Below are 17,819 nucleotides of genomic sequence, written 5' to 3' on the forward strand. Positions count from 1 at the left end.
TAGCGGGGGCCGTTCGCGTCCAGCGATTTACTTCTCTTCCGTTTCATCCGACTTGGCGTCCGCGGGCTCGGACGTGACGTCCGCGGCTTCCGCCTTCGGCTCGGATTCGGCCTTGGGGGCGTCCGCCTGCTTCGGGGCGGCGGGGGTCTCCTTCGGCTCGGGGGCGGGCTTGGGCGCGGGGGCGGGGGCCTGCGCGGCCTGCTTCTCCTGCTCGGCGGCGGCGCGGGCCTCGCGGCGGGCGCGGCGCTCCTCGGCCTCCTGGGCGTCCAGCGCCTCGGCCTCCTCGGGGGTGGGCGCGGATCCGCCCAGGTAGGCGGGCTGCCACCAGGTCTCGGACTCGGAGGGGATGTCGGGGTACTCGCGCTGCGCCTTCTCCAGCAGCTCGGAGATCCGGGCGCGCAGGTCCTTGGTGACCTGGTCGTAGTCGTCGCCGCGCTTGGGGTACATCGGCTCGCCGATGAGGATGGTGACCGGGATGTTCCGCTGGAACAGCCGCTTCTTGCGGCCCTTGGTCCACATCCGCTGCGGACCCCAGATCGCGATCGGGATCAGCGGGACCTTGCCCGCGACGGCCATCCGGACGGCGCCGCTCTTGATGTCCTTGACGGTGAACGAGCGGCTGATCGTGGCCTCGGCGAACACGCCGACGATCTCGCCGCCCTTCAGCGCGGTGAGCGCCGCCTTGAAGGACGCGGCGCCCGCGTCCCGGTCGACCGGGATGTGGTGCATGCCGCGCATGAGCGGCCCGCCGATCTTGTGGTCAAAGATCTCACTTTTCGCCATGAATCGGGCAAGTCGCCCGGCGGGGTGGACGGCGAGCCCGGCGAAGATGAAGTCCAGGTAGCTGATGTGGTTGCTGACCAGAACCGCGCCCCCGGTGGGCGGGACGTGCTCGGTCCCCTCAAGACGGATCTTCAGGTTCAGGGCCCTGAACAGGCCGAGCGCCGCCTTGATCACCGGCGGGTACACGTATTCCGACATGCCTGCAACCTACCTTGCCCCCCGCCTCCGACTACCAAGATCACGTACGGTCGTGCCGGATGGATCGCGCGGGAGGGGCCGACTCTGAGAAGCTGTGTGGGACAGCGGTGGGCTCCGGTGAAGGGGGGTTGCGAGATGGACCCGGAGATGACCGGCGGCGGCCGGGCGGGCGCTCCGCGTGACGCGGCCTCCGACGTGCACGCCCTGATCCGCGATCTGCTCCCGGTGCTGGCGCCGAGCGCGTGGCTGGACGCCGCGACGTCGGAGATGGTGCTCACGATCGGGCACTCGCAGGCGCGCGCCTCCACCGCGACCGTCCTGGAGCGCTGCGTCGACCAGCCCCGCACCCGCTGGCCCAGCCTGGTGGACGAGTGGGTCCGCGAGGTCGGCGACCGCGCCTTCCGCGCCGTCGGCGAGATGGAGCTGTTCGGCGACGTCCGCGAACTGCTGCGGCTGCGGATCGTCCCGAAGCTCACGCCCCGCGACCGCGAGGGCCTGGTCGTCGTCCCGGCGGGCGACCACTTCGACGCCGTCGTGGTGATCGACCACCCGCGCTACGGCGGGCCGCTCACCCGCGACCGCGCCGGATTGCTCGGCCTGCGCCGCCTCGGCTACGTCATGACCAACACCCACGACCGCGAGCTGGCCGACGTCGAGGTCCGCGACCAGCCGCTGCTGCCCGGACGCGACGTCCGCGTGATCACCAAGCCCGGCAGCCGCTACGTGTCGGCCCTGCTCTCCGAGGTGCACCAGTTCCTGCCGTCCCCGAACGAGCACGGCGCCCTCGTCGGCGCCCCCAGCCACAACACGCTGCTGGTCTACCCGGTCACGACGCGGGCCGTCGAGGAGGTCCTGCCGGTCTTCGCCGACGTCGTCGCCGAGATGCACGCCGCCGCCGACGACCCCTGCGCCCCCGGCGTCTACTGGTCGCACGGCGAACGCCGCCTGACGCCCGTCCTCCAGACCCCGGGCGGCCCGGTCAACACCGAGTTCAAGGAGCTCCTGCGGACCCTGCCCGAGACCGGGGACTAGCCGAGCCGTGCCCCGTCGCGCCCGTCCGGGCGCCGGAGGCACGGCTCGTGAGGTTCGGGGGCAGGGCGGCTCAGTGGCTCAGCCCAAGGGGTCAGCGGCTCAGGGGATCTTCCAGTCGACGGGGGACGCGCCCTGCTCGGCGAGGAGCTGGTTGGCGCGGCTGAACGGGCGGGAGCCGAAGAAGCCGCCGTTCGCCGACATCGGGGACGGGTGGGCCGACTCGATGCACGGGACGCCGCCGAGGAGCGGGCGCAGGTTGCGGGCGTTGCGGCCCCACAGGATCGCGACGAGCGGGCCGCCCCGCGCGGCGAGGGCGCGGATGGCCTGCTCGGTGACCTCCTCCCAGCCCTTGCCGCTGTGCGAGTTGGGCCTGCCGGGCATCACGGTGAGGGCCCTGTTGAGCAGCAGGACGCCCTGCCGCGTCCAGGGCGTGAGGTCGCCGTTGGACGGCTGCGGCAGCCCGAGGTCGGTGTTGAGCTCGCGGTAGATGTTGATCAGCGAGCCGGGCAGCGGGCGGACGTCCGGGGCGACCGAGAAGGACAGGCCGACCGGGTGGCCCGGCGTCGGGTACGGGTCCTGCCCGACGATCAGCACCCGGACCTCGTCGAAGGGCTGCTGGAAGGCGCGCAGGATGTGGTTCCCGGCGGGCAGGTAGCGGCGCCCCGCCGCGACCTCGGCGCGCAGGAACTCGCCCATGGCGGCGATCTGGGGGGCGACGGGCGCGAGGGCGTTGGCCCATCCCGCCTCGACGGTCTCCGCGAGTGGTCGTGCGGTCATGGCGCACCAGCTTAGCCAGGGTGGGAATCTGACCACATGCGGACGCTCGAAACAGGTTATTTTCCGACCGTCCAGCCGAAGGCGCCCAAGTTAAGCGGGTGGAACGTCCCGTTAAGTCGGCGTTACTTCCTGACACCGAGCATTGACCTACCGTGCCGTACCGCATAACTCCTTGAGACAGGGCATCGCCCCGACGGCACGCCCGACCGCTCTGCCCGACGGTCGGACCGGCCCACCTCCAGCAGGCCCGGCGCACGATCCGGCGACGAGAGCGGGAAACCGGCAGATGACTCAGCTGACCACCCTGGACGCGACCTTCCTCCACGCCGAGACCGGCGGCACGCACGCGCACATCGCGGGTCTCGGGATCCTCGACCCGGGCGCGCTGCCCGGCGGCAGGGTCACGGTGGCCGCCGCCGTGGAGCTGATCCGCGACCGCGCGCACCTGGCCGCCAGGCCGCTGCGGCAACGGCTGGCCGGGGTTCCCTTCGGGCTCGACCTGCCCTACTGGGAGGACGACCCGGAGTTCGATCCCGGACGGCACGTGTCGGAGGTGACGCTCCCCGCCCCCGGAACCGACGAGCAGCTCGCCGAGGCGGTCGCCGCGCTGCACGCGCGCCCGCTCGACCGGAGCCGTCCGCTGTGGGAGCTGGTGCTCGTCCAGGGCCTGGCGGGCGGACGGGCCGCGGTGTACATCAAGGCGCACCACGCCGCCGTCGACGGCGTGCTGGCCGCCGAGACGCTCGCCGCGCTGCTCGACCTGTCGCCCGAGCCGCGCGAGCTGCCCGCCGCCGACGCCGCGCCGCTGCGCGCCCCGAGCCCGTTCTCACGGGTCGGCACGGGCCTGCTGAGGACCGCGGTGCACCCGTTCCGCGCCGCGCTGTCGGTGGCGCGCACGGCCCCGCACCTGGACGAGGTGCCGGGCGTGGCGGCGCTGCCCGGCGTCGCCCGCGTCACGCACGCCGTGCAGGGCGCGCTCGGCCGCGAGCAGGCGCCCGGCGCGCCACGGGTCAGCGCTCCGCCGACGCCGTTCAACGGGCCGGTCGGGCCGCACCGCGCGGTCGCGTTCGGCGACCTGCCGCTGGCGGAGATCAAGCGGGTCCGGGCGGCGCTCGGCGGCAGCGTGAACGACGTGGTGATGGCGGTCTGCGCGTCCGCGCTGCGGACCTGGCTGGACAAGCGCGGCGCGCTCCCGGACGGCCCGCTCGTCGCCGGGGTCCCGGTGTCGCTGCGCCGCGACGACGCCGGGCGCGCGGACGGCGGGCAGAACGACGGCCAGAACCAGGTGTCGCTGATGTCCGCGCCGCTCGCCGTGCACATCGCGGACCCGGCCGAGCGGTACGCGGCCGTCCGGGACGACATGGAGCGGGCCAAGCGGAGGTTCGTCGGATCGTCCGGGGCGTGGGTGCGGGACCTGACCGGGATGGTGCCCGCGCCGCTCGCCGGGCCCGTCGCGCGGCTCGCGCTGAGCGTCCTGCCCGGGCTGCCCGTCCGGCCGCTGAACCTGATCGTGTCGAACGTGCCGGGCCCGCAGTTCCCGCTGTACCTGTGCGGCGCGCGGGTGCTCGCGTACTACCCGCTCTCGGTGGTCAGCGGGATCAGCGGCGGCCTGAACATCACCGTGTTCTCCTACGACGGGACGGTGCACGTGGGCCTTGTGTCCTGCCGCGACCTCGTCCCGAACCCGGGCGAGCTGATCGACCACCTCGCCGACGCGATGGCCGAGCTCAGGGCGCTCGCCGAGGGCTGAGGCTCAGCGCGCCCGGATGCCGAGGGCCCGCCGGTGCCGCCATGCCAGCCGCAGCGCGGCGGCTCCGGCGGGCTGCATCGGCTCGGGCACGGTCCCGTCGAGGTCCGTGAGCCGGACGTGTCCCTCCGCGTTCTCCCGGACGAGGCGTCCGCCGCCGAACAGGGCGTCGAACGCCTCGTCCTCGAAGACGACCACGGTCAGCAGGTCGACGGCGAGCGTCAGCGGGTCGGCGCCGAGACCGAGGTAGTACGCGCGCAGGGAACCGTCGTCGAGGGCGCTGGTCATCCGCTGGTGGAACGGCCAGGCCTCCTGGTCGAAGTCGTCCTCGTACTCCTCGGACGCGCCGAGCAGCTCCTCCGAGTACTCGCGGACCATCGTGAACCACGGGTCCAGCTCGGCGGCGCGTCCGGTCAGCGGCTGGAACACGCCGACCGGCATCACGTGGCGCAGCCCGCCCGCGTGCGCGACCTTCGCCGGATCGCGCCAGTGCAGGACGTACCGTCCGGACGTCGTGACGGTCAGCGTCGTGATCGCGATCAGCGCCGGACGCCGCGTCAGGTCGGTCGGGTCGCCGATCGCCGTCCGCACCGGAAGCCCGGGGACGGCGGCGGCGAGCTCGTGCGCGGCGGCCTCGCCCACATTGACCGCGTCGAAGTAGTGGGCGGGCCCGAAGGTCAAAGTCAGGTCGTCCACGGCGAGGAGGCGGTAGGACGACCTGTCCTCGAACACGCGCGGGCGCGCGAGGACGGCCATGGCGTCCGCGTAACTGTTGAAGCCCTCCGGCAGACCCGCAGTGGGCGCTGTAACAGCGGGAGGCTTAGGGAGAGGCTCCCAGCGCGTGTGGACGTCCGCCAGAGGCACCGGCGCGTCCGGAACCCACCCAGGACGCGTCAGGAGGGTCGTGTCCGCGACGCGCGGCACGTCCGGGTACAGCTCCGCCGCCGCGAGCCCGAAGCCGTGCCGGTCGTCGTTCAGGCGCTCCCGCGTCCGCTCCCACATGCCCCTCACGGTACATACGTGAGCTTCAGCAACAGGCTTCCGCCGTTGTCGACCAGGCAGTGGTCCTGGTCGTGGATGCGGAGCTGGAACTCGCCCGGGTCCGGCGCGGTGACCGAGTCGCGCGTCCCGACCACGAACCGGCTCCCGCCGCCGACCCGGCCGATCAGGACGCCGTAGCGCAGGTTCGGGTCGAGCTTGCAGGCCTGGTAGATCCGCGCGTCGGTGGCGGAGTCGTAGCCCTGCGGCCCGACCTCGGGGAAGTAGCGGTGGTCGACGGTCCAGCCGCCGCCCACGAAGTCGATCCCGATCCGCTGCCCCGCCTTCACGTTCAGGCCGGTGCTCTGCCAGCCGCTCGTGGCGTCCACGCGCACCGAGACCGTCTCCGTCCGGCGCGTGGGCGAGGGGCTCGCGCTCGGCGGGGCCGCCGCCGTGTGCGTCGCGGGTGGGCTGGACGGTTCCGGCGCGTCGGACGTCGGCGGCGCGGACGACGACGGCGTCGACGGCGGCGAGGACGGCGGTGCGCTGCTCGACGGCGGGACGCTGATCGTGCCGCTCAGCGCCGCGCGCGGCTGGGCGGCGGCATGGTGCCGGTCGAACGGGTGCGTGAACAGGACGGCCGCGGCCGTCCCGGCGGCCACCGCGGCCACGGTCGCGATCACCGGCGCGACGACGGCCGCCCGGCGTCGGCTCGGCGGCTCGGCGCCCGTCTCCAGCAGCCGCGCGGCCTCCCCGGCGGACGGACGGCGCTCTGGATCCTGGTGCAGCACCGCCCGCCCGTCCCCGCGCAGCAGCACGTTCGCGGGTTTGACGTCCCGGTGCAGCACCCCGGTCGCGTGCACGGCGGCGAGCGCGTGCGCCAGCTGCGCGCCGAGCGCCGCCACCTCGCCCGGCGGGAGGGGGCCGCGCGCCGTCAGGACGTCCGCGAGCGACGGCGCGGGCACCAGCTCCATGACGATCCACAGCCCGCCCCCGTCGTCCACGACGTCGTGCACCCGGACCACGCCCGGATGATCGATGCGCGCGACCGCCCGCGCCTCCCGGCGCAGCCGCAGCTCCTCGCCGCCGCCCGCCGGAACGGTCAGCTCCTTGACCGCCACCTCACGGTGCAGGACGGCGTCGTCCGCCCGCCACACCGTGCCCATGCCGCCGCTGCCGATCCGCTCCCGCAGCCGGTAGCGGCCCGCGACCGTCCGCCCGGCGCGCCCCCGTGATCCCGCGCACCGCCCAAACGCACCGCCTCCTCCGTACGGCTGGCCGTGCGCCGAATATCGACCGAGACGGGCGAGCCGTCAACAGCCTTCGGGGGCGGGATCCCCGGCGGCCCTCAGGTGAGGTTCTTGTGGAGGGCGGCGAGAGTGGCGTCGTCCAGGCCCATGCCGTCGCGGAGGAAGTCCTCGAACGAGCCGAACAGGGCGTCCGCCTCGTTGAAGGCGGCCTCCAGGTAGGCGGGCTGCTGCTCCAGCAGCGGGCGCAGCAGTTCCGGCTCGGCCATCTGGCGCGTCTCGCCGATCACCTCGAGGATCTTCCGGGTGGTGTGCCGCAGGTGGTGGTTGGACCGCAGGAAGTCGTCCATGATCGTGGCACGGTCCACGCCGACCGCGGCCAGCAGGACGGCGGCCAGCCAGCCGGTGCGGTCCTTGCCCGCCGTGCAGTGGAACAGCAGCGGCACCGACCCGGCGTCCGCGACGAGCCGGACCGCGTCCGCGAACCGGCCGCGCTCGGCCTCGTCCCGGACGAACGTCCGGTTGATGTCGATCATGAGGCCCTCGAGGCGGCCGTCCCCGAACGCCTCGCGCTGCCGGTCGGCGTCGCCGCTGCCGATCACGTCGTAGAACACGCCGAGGTTGCCGCCACCGACCGGCAGGTGGACGGTCAGAACGCCGTCCGGGAGCCGGTCGCGGCCGTTGGTGTCCACCTCCATCGGGGTCCGGAAGTCGATGACCGTCCGGACCCCGAACTCCTCCAGCCGGCGCACGTCGGCGTCGCTCAGCCGGGTCAGCGCGTCCGCGCGCAGGACCCGGCCGGACGCCGTCGCGCCGCCCCCGGGCAGGGCGTTCCCACCCAGGTCGCGCACGTTGTCCGCGCCGTCGAACGGGAGGTGGCCGGGGGAGTCCTCGAGCAGCATGACCCCATCGTCCCGGACGTCGGGCGAATCGGGCGAACCGGGGTCAGCCGGCCCGCAGTTCGAGCGTGCAGCACTTCGGGCCGCCGCCCGCCTTCCGCAGCTCGGTCAGGTCCACCGGGACCGGCTCGAAGCCGTGCTCGGCGAGCGTCCTGATCAGCCCGGTGGCCTCCGCGTTCACCACCACGTTCCGGCCGTCGCTCACCGCGTTCAGGCCGAGCACCGCCGCGTCCTCCTCCGTCGCGATCACCGCGTCGGGGAACAGCCGCTCCAGCACCGCGCGGCTGCCGGGGGAGAACGCGCCCGGGTAGTACGCGACGTTCTCGCCGTCCAGCGGGAACAGCGCCGTGTCCAGGTGGTAGAACCGCGGGTCCACCAGCCGCAGCGTCACCACCGGGCGGCCCAGGAACTCCTGCGCCTCCTGGTGAGCCGCGAGGTCCGTCCGGAACCCGGTCCCGGCGAGGATCAGCCGGTCCAGCGTGAGGAAGTCGCCCTCGCCCTCGTTGGTGTGCTCGGGGTCACGCACGTCCGCGAACCCGTTCGCGCGCAGCCAGGCGCTGTACGCCGGGCCCTCGGCGGCCCGCTCCTCGAAGGTGAACCGCGCCCCGTAGGCCCGTCCGCCCACCACGAGCGCGCCGTTGGCCGCGAACACCATGTCCGGCATTCCCGGCAGCGGGTCGATCAGGCTCACCTCGTGCCCGAGCGCCAGGTAGGCCGAGCGCAGCATCTCCCACTGCGTCACGGCCAGCTCCGCGCTCGCCCCCGCCGACGGGTCCATCCACGGGTTGATCGCATAGGTGACCGCGAAGTGCTCCGGACGGCACATCAGGTAGTGCCGCCGGTGCGCCGTCCGCTCCGGGATCGCCGGTGCGGCGGACGGCTGCTGTGTCGGCTCCATCGCCGGGGTGACGGTCATGACGCGCGCTCCTGCTCAGTCCACGGGCCATCAGATGACCGAAAGCCTAGGAACGCCGCGCCCCGCACCCAACCCCACGAAATTGCGCTGACCAGGAGTTTCGTTGCGTCTATCCCCCTCCCCCCGGCGATTCGTTGCGCCCACCCCACCAAGCCCGGCACTACGGGCGCAGAGCGCCCTTCGCGCCGTGCGCGCGCGACCATCGTCCGCGCGCGTGAGATGTCCCCCCGCGGGGGTGAGGGGCCGTCGTCCGGAGGGGGCCGGGGACGCACGCGGCCGTCCCCGCGGGGCGGGGACGGCCGGTGTGAGCGCCGTGGTGGGGCCTGGTCGCTAGAGGTTGATCATGTGGCCGGCGAGGCCGTGGACGGCCTCCTTGACGGCCTCGCTCAGCGTGGGGTGGGCGTGGATGTTGCGGGCGACCTCGTGGACGGTGAGGTCCCACTGCTGGGCCAGGGTCAGCTCGGGCAGGAGCTCGGTGACCTCGGGGCCGATCAGGTGGCCGCCGAGCAGCTCGCCGTACTTGGCGTCCGAGACGAGCTTGACGAAGCCGTCGCCCTCGCCCATGCCGAGCGCCTTGCCGTTGGCGCTGTAGGGGAACTTGGCGACCTTCACGTCGTAGCCGAGGTCGCGGGCCTGCTGCTCGGTGTAGCCGAAGGAGGCGACCTGCGGCTGGCAGTAGGTGGCGCGCGGGACCATGGCGAAGTCGATCTCCATGGTCTCGGCGTTCGCGATGGTCTCGGCGGCGACGATGCCCATGGCCTCGGCGGCGTGCGCGAGCATCAGCTTGGCGGTGACGTCGCCGATCGCGTAGATGTGCCCGGCGGACGTGCGGCAGCGGCCGTCCACGTCGATCGCGCCGCGGTCGGTGACCTTGACGCCGGCCTTGTCGAGGCCGTAGCCCTCGACGTTCGGGGCGAAGCCGATGGCCTGCAGGACCTTGTCGGTCTCCAGGACCTTCTGGACGCCGTCCTTGCCGGTGATCGTGACCTTGACCTTCGCGCCGGAGTCGTCGATCGCGTCGACCCGGGTGGAGGTGAGGACCTCGATGCCGAGCTTCTTGTAGCGGCGGTTGAGCTCCTTGGAGACGTCGGCGTCCTCGTTCGGGACCATCCGGTCGAGGAACTCGACGATCGTGACCTTCACGCCGTAGTTGTGCAGCACGTAGGCGAACTCGACGCCGATGGCGCCCGCGCCCGCGATCACGATGCTCTCGGGCAGCTCGGACGAGAGGATCTGCTCCTCGTAGGTCACCACGCGCTCGGAGAGCCTGGTGCCCGGCAGCAGGCGGGTGTGCGCGCCCGCCGCGATGATGCAGTTGTCGAAGGTGACCGTCTCGGACGAGCCGTCCTTCCCGGCGACCTGAAGGGTGTTCGGGTCGGAGAACGAGCCACGGCCCTCGTAGGTCGTGATCTTGTTCTTCTTCATCAGGAACTGGACGCCCTTGACGAGCTTCTCCGAGACCTGACGGCTGCGCTTGTGGGCCACCCCGTAGTCGAACGACACCGGGCCCTCGACCTTGATCCCGTACTTGTCCTGCTCGGTGGTGAAGATGTGGGCCAGCTCGGCGTTGCGGAGCAGCGCCTTGGAGGGGATGCAGCCGATGTTGAGGCATACGCCGCCCCAGAACCGCTCCTCGATGATGGCCGTCTTCAGGCCGAGCTGGGCCGCGCGGATCGCGGCGACATAGCCACCCGGGCCGGAACCCAGGACCACGACGTCAAAGTGTTCGCTCATTCCTCCGACGATATTGCGCGCGGAGCAGTGCTCGCATCTTATGCGCCATCCCCGGAGAGGCGTTCGTCACACTGTGTCAGGGTCGGGCCTGGTTGCGGGACGGTAACGTTCAAGGGACGCCCGTCCCCGTCACGGCTCAGGAGGAGTAGTCCAAGGTGCGGATCCCCAAGCCTGTCAACGCGGCCCTCGACTGGGCGGAGCAGCACTTCGGCGCGCTCGCGGCGGTGGTGGCTCTCGTGCTGGCGGCCGCGGCGGCGCTCGCGCTGCCGCGCCTGGTGGGCCTGCCCCTGGCGGGCTTCGTCCTCGGCACGGCGATCGGCGGATTCGTCGTCTACGCGCGCATGTCCAGGCGGCTAGCCCGGGCGCGCAGGGACAACGACGACCTGCTTCGGGAGAACGGCGCGCTGCGGCACCGCAACACGATCCTGTCGAGCGGCGTGATCACCCGCGAGTCGCAGACGACCCAGGCGCTCCTGATGATCCCGGAGGACGAGGACGAGACCGGGGGGTCGTCGAACGGCGGACGCGACCCGCAGCGCACCGTCCAGCTCCCCGAACTTCCTGACGAGTTGTAAGGCCCTTCCCCGTCCGGCGCGACCCGGCGATCACCGAGCGTGATCGCCGGGTCGCCGTCGTTGATCGACTTCGTCCACCGGCGGCGGGACGGCGGCGGGTGGGCGGTTCCCGGGGGCCGGTCCCCGCGGCGGCAGGGCAAGGGTCGCCTAAGGATTGCGTTTTGTGTTACCCAAGGTGAGGTAATACTTCCGTTGTGTCAGTGTGATTACGCTGGGTAATGTCACTGCTGCACGCGGTCCATCCCCCCGGCGACGCGTCGGTCAGGAGGACCGCGCGCGATAGCGCGCCATTCGGCGGCCGACAAGTACCGGAACGGTGGTGTCCAGCGTGACCGAACAGCAGACCGACCAACAGCAGCGGAGTCTGGCGACCGGCGCGGCGCGGAACCTCGCGACCACGACCAAGACCGTGCCCCAGATGCAGGGCATCTCCTCGCGCTGGTTGCTCAAGCTGCTCCCGTGGGTGCAGTGCGCGGGCGGCGCGTACCGGGTCAACCGGCGGCTGGCGTACACCATCGGGGACGGCCGGGTCGAGTTCATCCAGACCGGCGCCGACGTCCAGGTCATCCCCCTCGAGCTCGGCGAGCTGCCGGTGCTGCGGGGCTACGAGGACGAGGACGTCCTCGGCGAGCTCGCGGGCCGGTTCGAGCAGCGCGAGTACGAGCCGGGTGACGTGATCGTCACGGCGGGGCAGAACGCCGACACCGTCGTGCTCGTCGTGCACGGCAAGCTCGAGAAGGTCGGCGAGGGCGAGTACGGCGGCGAGACCGTCCTCGCCACCCTCGCCGACGGGTCCTTCTTCGGCGCGGACGTCCTGGAGGGCGGGGAGCACGACTGGGAGTTCTCGGTCCGGGCCGTGACCCCCGCGACCGTCCTGACCCTCCCGGTGGCCCGGTTCCGCGAGCTGATGGACCGCGCGCAGGGCCTGCGCGAGCACGTCGACTCCTTCCGCGACCGTCCGGAGGCGGCGAAGAGCGCCGACGGCGAGGCCGCGATCGCGCTCGCCGCCGGACACGAGGGCGAGCCCGTCCTGCCCGGCACGTTCGTCGACTACGAGCCCGAGCCGCGCGAGTACGAGCTGAGCGTCGCGCAGACCGTCCTGCGCGTGCACACCCGCGTCGCGGACCTGTACAGCCAGCCCATGGACCAGACCGAGCAGCAGCTGCGGCTGACCATCGAGGCGCTGCGCGAGCGGCAGGAGCACGAGCTGGTCAACAACCGCGACTTCGGGCTGCTGCACAACGCCGACCTGCGGCAGCGCGTGCCCACCCGGTCCGGCCCGCCCACCCCGGACGACATGGACGAGCTCCTCACCCTCGTGTGGAAGGAGCCCGCGTTCTTCCTCGCGCACCCGCGCACGATCGCCGCGTTCGGCCGCGAGTGCAGCCGGCAGGGCGTCTACCCGGACCCGGTCGAGGTCCAGGGCCACCACATCCCGGCGTGGCGCGGGGTGCCGATCTTCCCGTGCAACAAGATCCCGATCAGCAAGACCCGGACCAGCTCGGTCATGCTCATGCGGACCGGCGAGTCCGCGCAGGGCGTCGTCGGCCTGCACCGCACCGGCCTCAAGGACGAGGTCCAGCCCGGCGTGGTGGCCCGCTTCATGCAGATCGACGAGAAGGCCATCATGTCCTACCTGGTCAGCGCCTACTACTCCGCCGCCGTGCTGGTGCCGGACGCGCTCGCCGTGCTGGAGAGCGTGGAGATCGGGGTGGCGCAGTGACCACTCCCGCGGGCGCGGACCCGCAGCAGCTGAGCCTGTCGACCGGGGCCGCGCGGAACCTGGCGACGACCACCAAGTCCGCGCCCATGATGCAGGGCATCACGCCGCGCTACCTGCTGCGGCTGCTGCCCTGGGTGGAGGTCGGGGGCGGCACCTACCGGGTGAACCGCCGCCTCGCCCACACCGTCGGGGACGGGATCGTCGAGTTCGTCAACACCGGCGCCGCGATCAACGTGATCCCCGCCGAGCTGGCCGAGATCCCGCAGCTCGCGGGCGTCGACGAAGCGCTCCTGACCGACACCGCCGGACGGTTCGTCCAGCGCGAGTACGAGCCGGGCGACCTGATCGTCGAGCCCGGCGGCCCGGTCGACCGGGTGGTGCTCGTCGCGCACGGCAAGGTCGAGCGGGTCGGCCGGGGCGAGTACGGCGCGGAGGCCGTGCTCGACCTGCTCGCCGACGGCCGCTACTTCGGCGCCAGCGCGCTGCTGCCCGCGCCGGGCGAGTGGGAGCACGCCTACCGCGCGGTCACCCCGACGAGCGTCCTGGTCCTGTCGAACGAGCAGATCGGCGAGCTGCTCGGCCGCTACCCGGAGCTGCGCGAGCGGCTGGCGTCGTTCGCGGGCGCGCCCCGTCCGGCGACCAACGCCAAGGGCGAGGCCGAGATCGAGCTGATGTCCGGGCACGAGGGCGAGCCCGTCCTGACCGGCACGTTCGCCGACTACGAGCCGTCCCCGCGGCAGTACGAGCTGAGCGTCGCGCAGACACTGCTGCGCGTCCACACCCGGGTGGCCGACCTGTACAGCGACCCGATGGACCAGGTCGAGCAGCAGATGCGGCTGACCGTCGAGGCGTTGCGCGAGCGGCAGGAGGACGAGCTGGTCAACAACCGCGACTTCGGGCTGCTGCACAACGCGGACCTGAAGCAGCGGATCCAGACCCGGTCCGGCCCGCCGACCCCCGAGGCGATGGACGACCTGCTGAGCCGCCGCCGCGGGACGAAGTTCTACCTGGCGCACCCGCGCACGATCGCCGCGTTCGGCCGCGAGTGCACCCGGCAGGGCGTCTACTCGGGGTCGGTCGAGCGGTTCGGGCGGCAGGTGATGGCCTGGCGCGGCGTGCCGATCTTCCCCTGCGACAAGATCCGGATCAGCGACCGCGGCACCAGCGCCGTGCTCGCGATGCGGATCGGCGAGGACGACCAGGGCGTCGTCGGCCTGCACCAGACCGGCCTCGCCGACGAGCTGCAGCCCGGCCTGTCGGCCCGGTTCACCGGGATCGACGACCGCGCCGTCCTGTCCTACCTCGTGTCCGCCTACTTCTCCGCCGCCGTCCTGGTCCCGGACGCGCTCGGTGTTCTGGAGAACGTCGAAGTCAACCGGTGACCCGCACGTCCCCCCATCCCCCTCACCCCCACCAGGAGGCCGTAGTGCCCCGCCGACGCACTGTGCCGACGCGCGCCGCAGCGACCGTTCCCGCGGCCCCGCCGGCGACCGAGGCGACACCGAGTCCCGCCGAGCCGCCCGCCGAGCCGCCCGCGGCCCGGCGGGCGCGCGGCCCGGCCCGTCCGGCGGGCGCGTCCTCGGCGGAGACGCTCACCTGGGCCCGGGACCTGATCGATCCCGGGCTTCGGGACACGGTCGGGAGCATGCCGGGCTCGATGGCCCGCATCGCGTCCTACCACTTCGGCTGGGAGGACGCCGAGGGCCGTCCGGCCCGCGCGGACGGAGGGAAGGTGCTGCGGCCCGCGCTCACGCTGCTGTGCGCCGAGGCGGCGGGCGGCACGGCGCAGGCCGCGCTGCCCGCCGCGGTCGCGGTGGAGCTGGTGCACAACTTCTCGCTGCTGCACGACGACGTGATGGACGGCGACCTCACCCGGCGGCACCGTCCGACCGCGTGGAACGTGTTCGGCGCCGGTCCGGCGATCCTCGCCGGGGACGCGCTGCTCGCGCGCGCGCTCGAGCTGCTCGCCGGTGCGGGCGAGGGCGTCGTGATGCTGTCGCGGGCGGTGCTGGAGCTGGTCGAAGGGCAGTCCAGCGACATGTCGTTCGAGCGCCGCTCGGACGTGGACCTGGCCGAGTGCGTCCAGATGGCCGACCGGAAGACGGGCGCGCTGATCGGGGCGTCCTGCGGGCTGGGCGCGCTGTACGGCGGCGCCCCGGCGGCGCGGGCCGCCCGGCTCACCGCGTTCGGGCACCGCCTCGGGCTGGCCTTCCAGCTCGTGGACGACCTGCTCGGCATCTGGGGCGACCCGGCCACCACCGGCAAGGCCGCGCACTCCGACCTGCGCAGCCGCAAGAAGTCCCTGCCGGTGGTCGCGGCCCTGACGTCCGGCACGGCGGCGGCCGGGGAGCTCGCCGCCCTCTACCACCAGGACCGTCCGCTCGGGGAGGCCGAACGCGCCCGGGCCGCCGAGCTCGTCGAGGCCGCGGGCGGACGCGACTGGGCCCGCACCCGCGCGCTCGAACTGCTCGAGGAGGCCCTGGCCGAGCTCGACGCGGCCGATCCGGCGGGCCCGGCCGCCGAGCACCTCCGCGGCCTCGCCGGGCTGGTCACCACGCGCGACCACTGACCCGCCGACCGCCCGCGCGGCGTTGACCACCTGCGCGGCGCAGACCACCTGTCAAGCCCGGCACGACGGCAAGCCATGCCGTGGTGCCGGGCCTTTCAGGTCCTCGGCCAGGCGGTGAGCAGCTGGTGCAGGGCCTCCAGGGCCTTGTCCCAGGACGCCTGGACGTCGCGCGGATGCCCGAACGCGCCGTTCGCCTCCAGGGAGATGAACCCGTGGAAGGTGCTGCGCAGCAGCCGGACGGCATCGGTCAGGTCGGGGTCGGGCAGGTCGTAGGCGCGCATCATCGCGGCGGTGACCTCGACGCCGCGCGAGCCCTCCGCCCGGCCCTCGGCCACGAGCCTGGCCGCCTCCGGGTCGACGGGGATCTGCATGGCGGCGTAGCGGCCGGGGTGCTCGCGGGCGTAGTCGCGGTAGGCGTTGGCGAACGCGACCAGGGCGTCGCGTCCGGCGCGTCCGGCCACGGCCTCGGCGATGCGTCCGGCCTGCTCGTCGCCCGCCTTGAGGGCGACGCGGCGGCGCAGGTCGGCCAGGCTCCTGATGTGCGAGTACAGGCTCGCGTCCCGGACGCCGAACCGGCGCGCGAGCGCCGAGACCGACACGTTCTCCACCCCCTGCTCGTCGGCCATCTCCGCCGCCGCCTGGACGATCCTGTCCACCGTCAGCCCCGCTCGGGCCATGCGTCCCCCACTCCTGGTTCGGATCGGACTGTCTACACGCTGCGGGCGTAGCGGGCGGGCGGGACGCCGACCGTGGCGGTGAAGTCGCGCACCAGGTGGGCCTGGTCGAAATAGCCCAGGTCGGCGGCCAGCGCCGCCCAGTCGACGGTGTCGCCCGCGTCCGCGCGGGTCGCGGCCTCCTGGAGCCGGGCGCGGCGCATCACCCACTTGGGGGTGACGCCGACGTACTCGGCGAACAGCCGCTGCAGCGTGCGGGTGGAGACGTGCAGGGCCTCGGCGGCCTGGTCGACGCGGAACAGGTCCGGACGCGCGGTGATCCGCTCGACCATCCCCGCGACCTCGTGCGCCGTCGGGTCGGGCTCGGGCAGCCGGTCGAGCAGGAACCTCTCGGCCGGGGCGGCGAGGTCGGCGGTCTCGCGGCCCGCCATGACCCGCCGTCCGACGTCGACGACCTCAGGGCCGAAGACCTCGGCGGCCGGGACGGTGCGGTCGGTGAACGCGCTCACCGGTCCGCCCGCGAACGGCCGGAAGCAGCCCGGGTGGAACTTCACCCCGAGCACCTGGCCCTCGCCCTCCAGCCGCCGCACGAACAGGTCGCGGACGACCCCGTAGATCATCGGCTCCGGGTCCTCGAACACCAGGTGGACGCTCGGATACGACAGGACCTTGCTGTCGTGCGGCTCGTCCACACGCCACCGCACGTGCCAGTACAGCTCGACGTACCGGGCGGCCTCGGGGGACGGGTCGTGCCGCGCGGTCTCGACCACCTCCACATGCCGCGCCGGATACAGAACCCCCCGCGCGACTCGTCCGAGGGCCGCCGCGCCGCCGTCGGCCGTGACGTCCGCGCCAGGTGCTGAGCCGGACGCCGCGCCCGGTGCCGCGCCCGCGCGGGGCGTCGTGTTCGGGTCGGGCGTTGCGTTCCCGGCGGGGGGTGTGCTCTCGCGGGATGTCGTGCTGTCGCCGGGTGACGGGTTCTCCACGGGGACCAGCCTAGCTGTCGCGAATCTCCAAGAACCGGGAGGTCGCGGGCCCTTAGTGTGGTCGTCATGAAGGACCTGCACACTCACATGAAGGAATGCGCCGCCGAGGCCGCGCGCGTCGCCCGGGGCGTCCCGGCGGGCCACTGGGACGACACGACGACGTGCGCCGACTTCGACCTGCGGACGCTGGTGAACCACTGGGTCCTCTACACCTCGCACGGCCTGGAGCACCGGGCGCGGCGGGAGGCCCTGCCGGACGAGCTGACCGGGCGCGACTTCACCGCCGACCCGGACTGGGCCGTCGCCTACGCCGCGCAGCTCGACCGGGCCGTCGCCGCCTGGGCCGACCCGGAGGTCTGGGAGGGCGACATCGACCTCGGCGAGATGACCGTCCCGGCGAAGGACATCGCGGGGATGGTGATCAAGGAGATGGCCGTCCACGGATGGGACGTCGCCATGTCCACGGGGCAGACGTTCGAGGTCTCGGACGAGGCCGCCGTGTTCGTCCTGTCGGTGGTGGAGGCGAACGCCGAGATCTACCGCCAGTACGACGGGTTCGCCGACCCGGTCGAGATCGACGCGTCCGCGCCGGTGTTCGCGCGGGCGCTGGCGCTGTCCGGCCGCGACCCCCACTGGACGCGGTGACCCGACGCCTCGCGGCCCGGCGTTATGCCGGGCCGCTGGTGTTTTTCGATTGTATGTTCGATTAGAGTGCTCGGTGTGACGACCGAGCATGTGCCCTTCCTGTGCCCGCGCGGGCACCGCCTGGGGCCCGGCCGGGTGATCGTCGGCTGGTCCCCGTGCGGCTGCCCGCCGTGCCTGGAACGGGGGCGGGGGCTGCGCGGCCATCGCACCTACCTGTGCCTGACCTGCAAGGACGAGCACGTGACCACCATGTGCTACCTGCCGCCCCACCTTCCCGCGCCGGACGCCGCCCACCGCTGGCCCTGACCCGTCCGGCACGCCGTCGTCCGGTGCGCG

17 protein-coding genes are annotated in these 17,819 nt (G+C 73.1%); 8 read left to right on the forward strand and 9 right to left on the reverse strand.

All coding sequences use genetic code 11. The features are described 5' to 3' along the window. Positions 1-27: 27 nt before the first annotated feature. The gene (locus tag P696_RS50225) at positions 28-981 is read right to left on the reverse strand and encodes a lysophospholipid acyltransferase family protein (RefSeq protein WP_084338661.1); all 954 of its coding nucleotides are present in this window, start codon (positions 979-981) and stop codon (positions 28-30) included. Between the two features lie 135 nt (positions 982-1,116). On the opposite strand from P696_RS50225, the gene P696_RS0135340 reads away from it, so the two are divergent. After that, complete coding sequence (locus P696_RS0135340; protein ID WP_170026668.1) at positions 1,117-2,013, forward strand: hypothetical protein; 897 nt, start codon at positions 1,117-1,119, stop codon at positions 2,011-2,013. A gap of 99 nt (positions 2,014-2,112) precedes the next feature. Here the strand turns inward: P696_RS0135340 and P696_RS0135345 are convergent, their stop codons facing one another. Next, complete coding sequence (locus P696_RS0135345) at positions 2,113-2,790, reverse strand: uracil-DNA glycosylase (RefSeq protein ID WP_026416022.1); 678 nt, start codon at positions 2,788-2,790, stop codon at positions 2,113-2,115. A gap of 286 nt (positions 2,791-3,076) precedes the next feature. Between P696_RS0135345 and P696_RS0135350 the strand changes: the two genes are divergently transcribed. Beyond that, positions 3,077-4,540: a WS/DGAT/MGAT family O-acyltransferase gene (locus P696_RS0135350; protein ID WP_026416023.1), complete on the forward strand. Its 1,464-nt coding sequence runs from the start codon at positions 3,077-3,079 to the stop codon at positions 4,538-4,540. 3 nt (positions 4,541-4,543) lie between these two features. On the opposite strand, the gene P696_RS50230 is transcribed toward P696_RS0135350, so the two are convergent. From P696_RS50230 to lpdA, 5 genes are all read right to left on the reverse strand, one after another. Continuing rightward, the gene (locus tag P696_RS50230) at positions 4,544-5,539 is read right to left on the reverse strand and encodes a hypothetical protein (RefSeq protein ID WP_051468533.1); all 996 of its coding nucleotides are present in this window, start codon (positions 5,537-5,539) and stop codon (positions 4,544-4,546) included. 5 nt (positions 5,540-5,544) lie between these two features. After that, entirely contained in the window at positions 5,545-6,708 is a 1,164-nt protein-coding gene (locus tag P696_RS57650; protein WP_281175027.1) for a protein kinase domain-containing protein, read from the reverse strand. A 155-nt stretch (positions 6,709-6,863) separates the two neighbouring features. Next, positions 6,864-7,664: a tyrosine-protein phosphatase gene (locus tag P696_RS0135365; protein ID WP_026416024.1), complete on the reverse strand. Its 801-nt coding sequence runs from the start codon at positions 7,662-7,664 to the stop codon at positions 6,864-6,866. 43 nt (positions 7,665-7,707) lie between these two features. After that, the gene (ddaH, locus tag P696_RS0135370) at positions 7,708-8,559 is read right to left on the reverse strand and encodes a dimethylargininase (protein WP_051468671.1); all 852 of its coding nucleotides are present in this window, start codon (positions 8,557-8,559) and stop codon (positions 7,708-7,710) included. A 348-nt stretch (positions 8,560-8,907) separates the two neighbouring features. After that, entirely contained in the window at positions 8,908-10,311 is a 1,404-nt protein-coding gene (gene lpdA / locus P696_RS0135375) for a dihydrolipoyl dehydrogenase (RefSeq protein ID WP_026416026.1), read from the reverse strand. A gap of 155 nt (positions 10,312-10,466) precedes the next feature. Between lpdA and P696_RS0135380 the strand changes: the two genes are divergently transcribed. From P696_RS0135380 to P696_RS50240, 4 genes are all read left to right on the forward strand, one after another. Beyond that, positions 10,467-10,886 carry a hypothetical protein gene (locus P696_RS0135380; RefSeq protein ID WP_026416027.1) on the forward strand — a complete coding sequence of 140 codons (420 nt, stop codon included), beginning with the start codon at positions 10,467-10,469 and terminating at the stop codon, positions 10,884-10,886. 328 nt (positions 10,887-11,214) lie between these two features. Further along, positions 11,215-12,609: a family 2B encapsulin nanocompartment shell protein gene (locus P696_RS0135385; RefSeq protein WP_245627933.1), complete on the forward strand. Its 1,395-nt coding sequence runs from the start codon at positions 11,215-11,217 to the stop codon at positions 12,607-12,609. Next, complete coding sequence (locus tag P696_RS0135390) at positions 12,606-13,991, forward strand: family 2B encapsulin nanocompartment shell protein (protein ID WP_026416029.1); 1,386 nt, start codon at positions 12,606-12,608, stop codon at positions 13,989-13,991. The genes P696_RS0135385 and P696_RS0135390 overlap by 4 nt, the downstream gene beginning before the upstream one ends. A 44-nt stretch (positions 13,992-14,035) precedes the next feature. Next, complete coding sequence (locus tag P696_RS50240; RefSeq protein WP_245627934.1) at positions 14,036-15,178, forward strand: family 2 encapsulin nanocompartment cargo protein polyprenyl transferase; 1,143 nt, start codon at positions 14,036-14,038, stop codon at positions 15,176-15,178. 95 nt (positions 15,179-15,273) lie between these two features. Here P696_RS50240 and P696_RS0135400 read toward each other — a convergent pair whose 3' ends face one another. Further along, positions 15,274-15,855 carry a TetR/AcrR family transcriptional regulator gene (locus tag P696_RS0135400; RefSeq protein ID WP_026416030.1) on the reverse strand — a complete coding sequence of 194 codons (582 nt, stop codon included), beginning with the start codon at positions 15,853-15,855 and terminating at the stop codon, positions 15,274-15,276. A 32-nt stretch (positions 15,856-15,887) separates the two neighbouring features. Further along, complete coding sequence (locus P696_RS0135405; protein WP_245627935.1) at positions 15,888-16,838, reverse strand: helix-turn-helix domain-containing protein; 951 nt, start codon at positions 16,836-16,838, stop codon at positions 15,888-15,890. 66 nt (positions 16,839-16,904) lie between these two features. Here P696_RS0135405 and P696_RS0135410 point away from each other — a divergent pair, with 66 nt between their 5' ends. Together P696_RS0135410 and P696_RS0135415 are read left to right on the forward strand one after the other, a co-directional pair. After that, complete coding sequence (locus tag P696_RS0135410) at positions 16,905-17,483, forward strand: TIGR03086 family metal-binding protein (protein ID WP_026416032.1); 579 nt, start codon at positions 16,905-16,907, stop codon at positions 17,481-17,483. Between the two features lie 75 nt (positions 17,484-17,558). Further along, on the forward strand, positions 17,559-17,789 hold the full coding sequence (locus P696_RS0135415) for a hypothetical protein (protein ID WP_157430105.1): 231 nt from the start codon (positions 17,559-17,561) through the stop codon (positions 17,787-17,789). Positions 17,790-17,819 lie beyond the last annotated feature (30 nt).

Source organism: Actinomadura oligospora ATCC 43269, from assembly GCF_000518265.1.
GTDB classification, from domain to species: Bacteria; Actinomycetota; Actinomycetes; order Streptosporangiales; family Streptosporangiaceae; genus Spirillospora; species Spirillospora oligospora.

Excerpts from the sequence above, each read along its gene's own strand:
- P696_RS50225 (WP_084338661.1), bottom strand. The coding sequence starts at position 981 with ATGTCGGAATACGTGTACCCGCCGGTGATCAAGGCGGCGCTCGGCCTG.
- P696_RS0135340 (WP_170026668.1), top strand. The coding sequence starts at position 1,117 with ATGGACCCGGAGATGACCGGCGGCGGCCGGGCGGGCGCTCCGCGTGAC.
- P696_RS0135345 (WP_026416022.1), bottom strand. The coding sequence starts at position 2,790 with ATGACCGCACGACCACTCGCGGAGACCGTCGAGGCGGGATGGGCCAAC.
- P696_RS0135350 (WP_026416023.1), top strand. The coding sequence starts at position 3,077 with ATGACTCAGCTGACCACCCTGGACGCGACCTTCCTCCACGCCGAGACC.
- P696_RS50230 (WP_051468533.1), bottom strand. The coding sequence starts at position 5,539 with ATGTGGGAGCGGACGCGGGAGCGCCTGAACGACGACCGGCACGGCTTC.
- P696_RS0135365 (WP_026416024.1), bottom strand. The coding sequence starts at position 7,664 with ATGCTGCTCGAGGACTCCCCCGGCCACCTCCCGTTCGACGGCGCGGAC.
- ddaH (WP_051468671.1), bottom strand. The coding sequence starts at position 8,559 with ATGGAGCCGACACAGCAGCCGTCCGCCGCACCGGCGATCCCGGAGCGG.
- lpdA (WP_026416026.1), bottom strand. The coding sequence starts at position 10,311 with ATGAGCGAACACTTTGACGTCGTGGTCCTGGGTTCCGGCCCGGGTGGC.
- P696_RS0135400 (WP_026416030.1), bottom strand. The coding sequence starts at position 15,855 with ATGGCCCGAGCGGGGCTGACGGTGGACAGGATCGTCCAGGCGGCGGCG.
- P696_RS0135410 (WP_026416032.1), top strand. The coding sequence starts at position 16,905 with ATGAAGGACCTGCACACTCACATGAAGGAATGCGCCGCCGAGGCCGCG.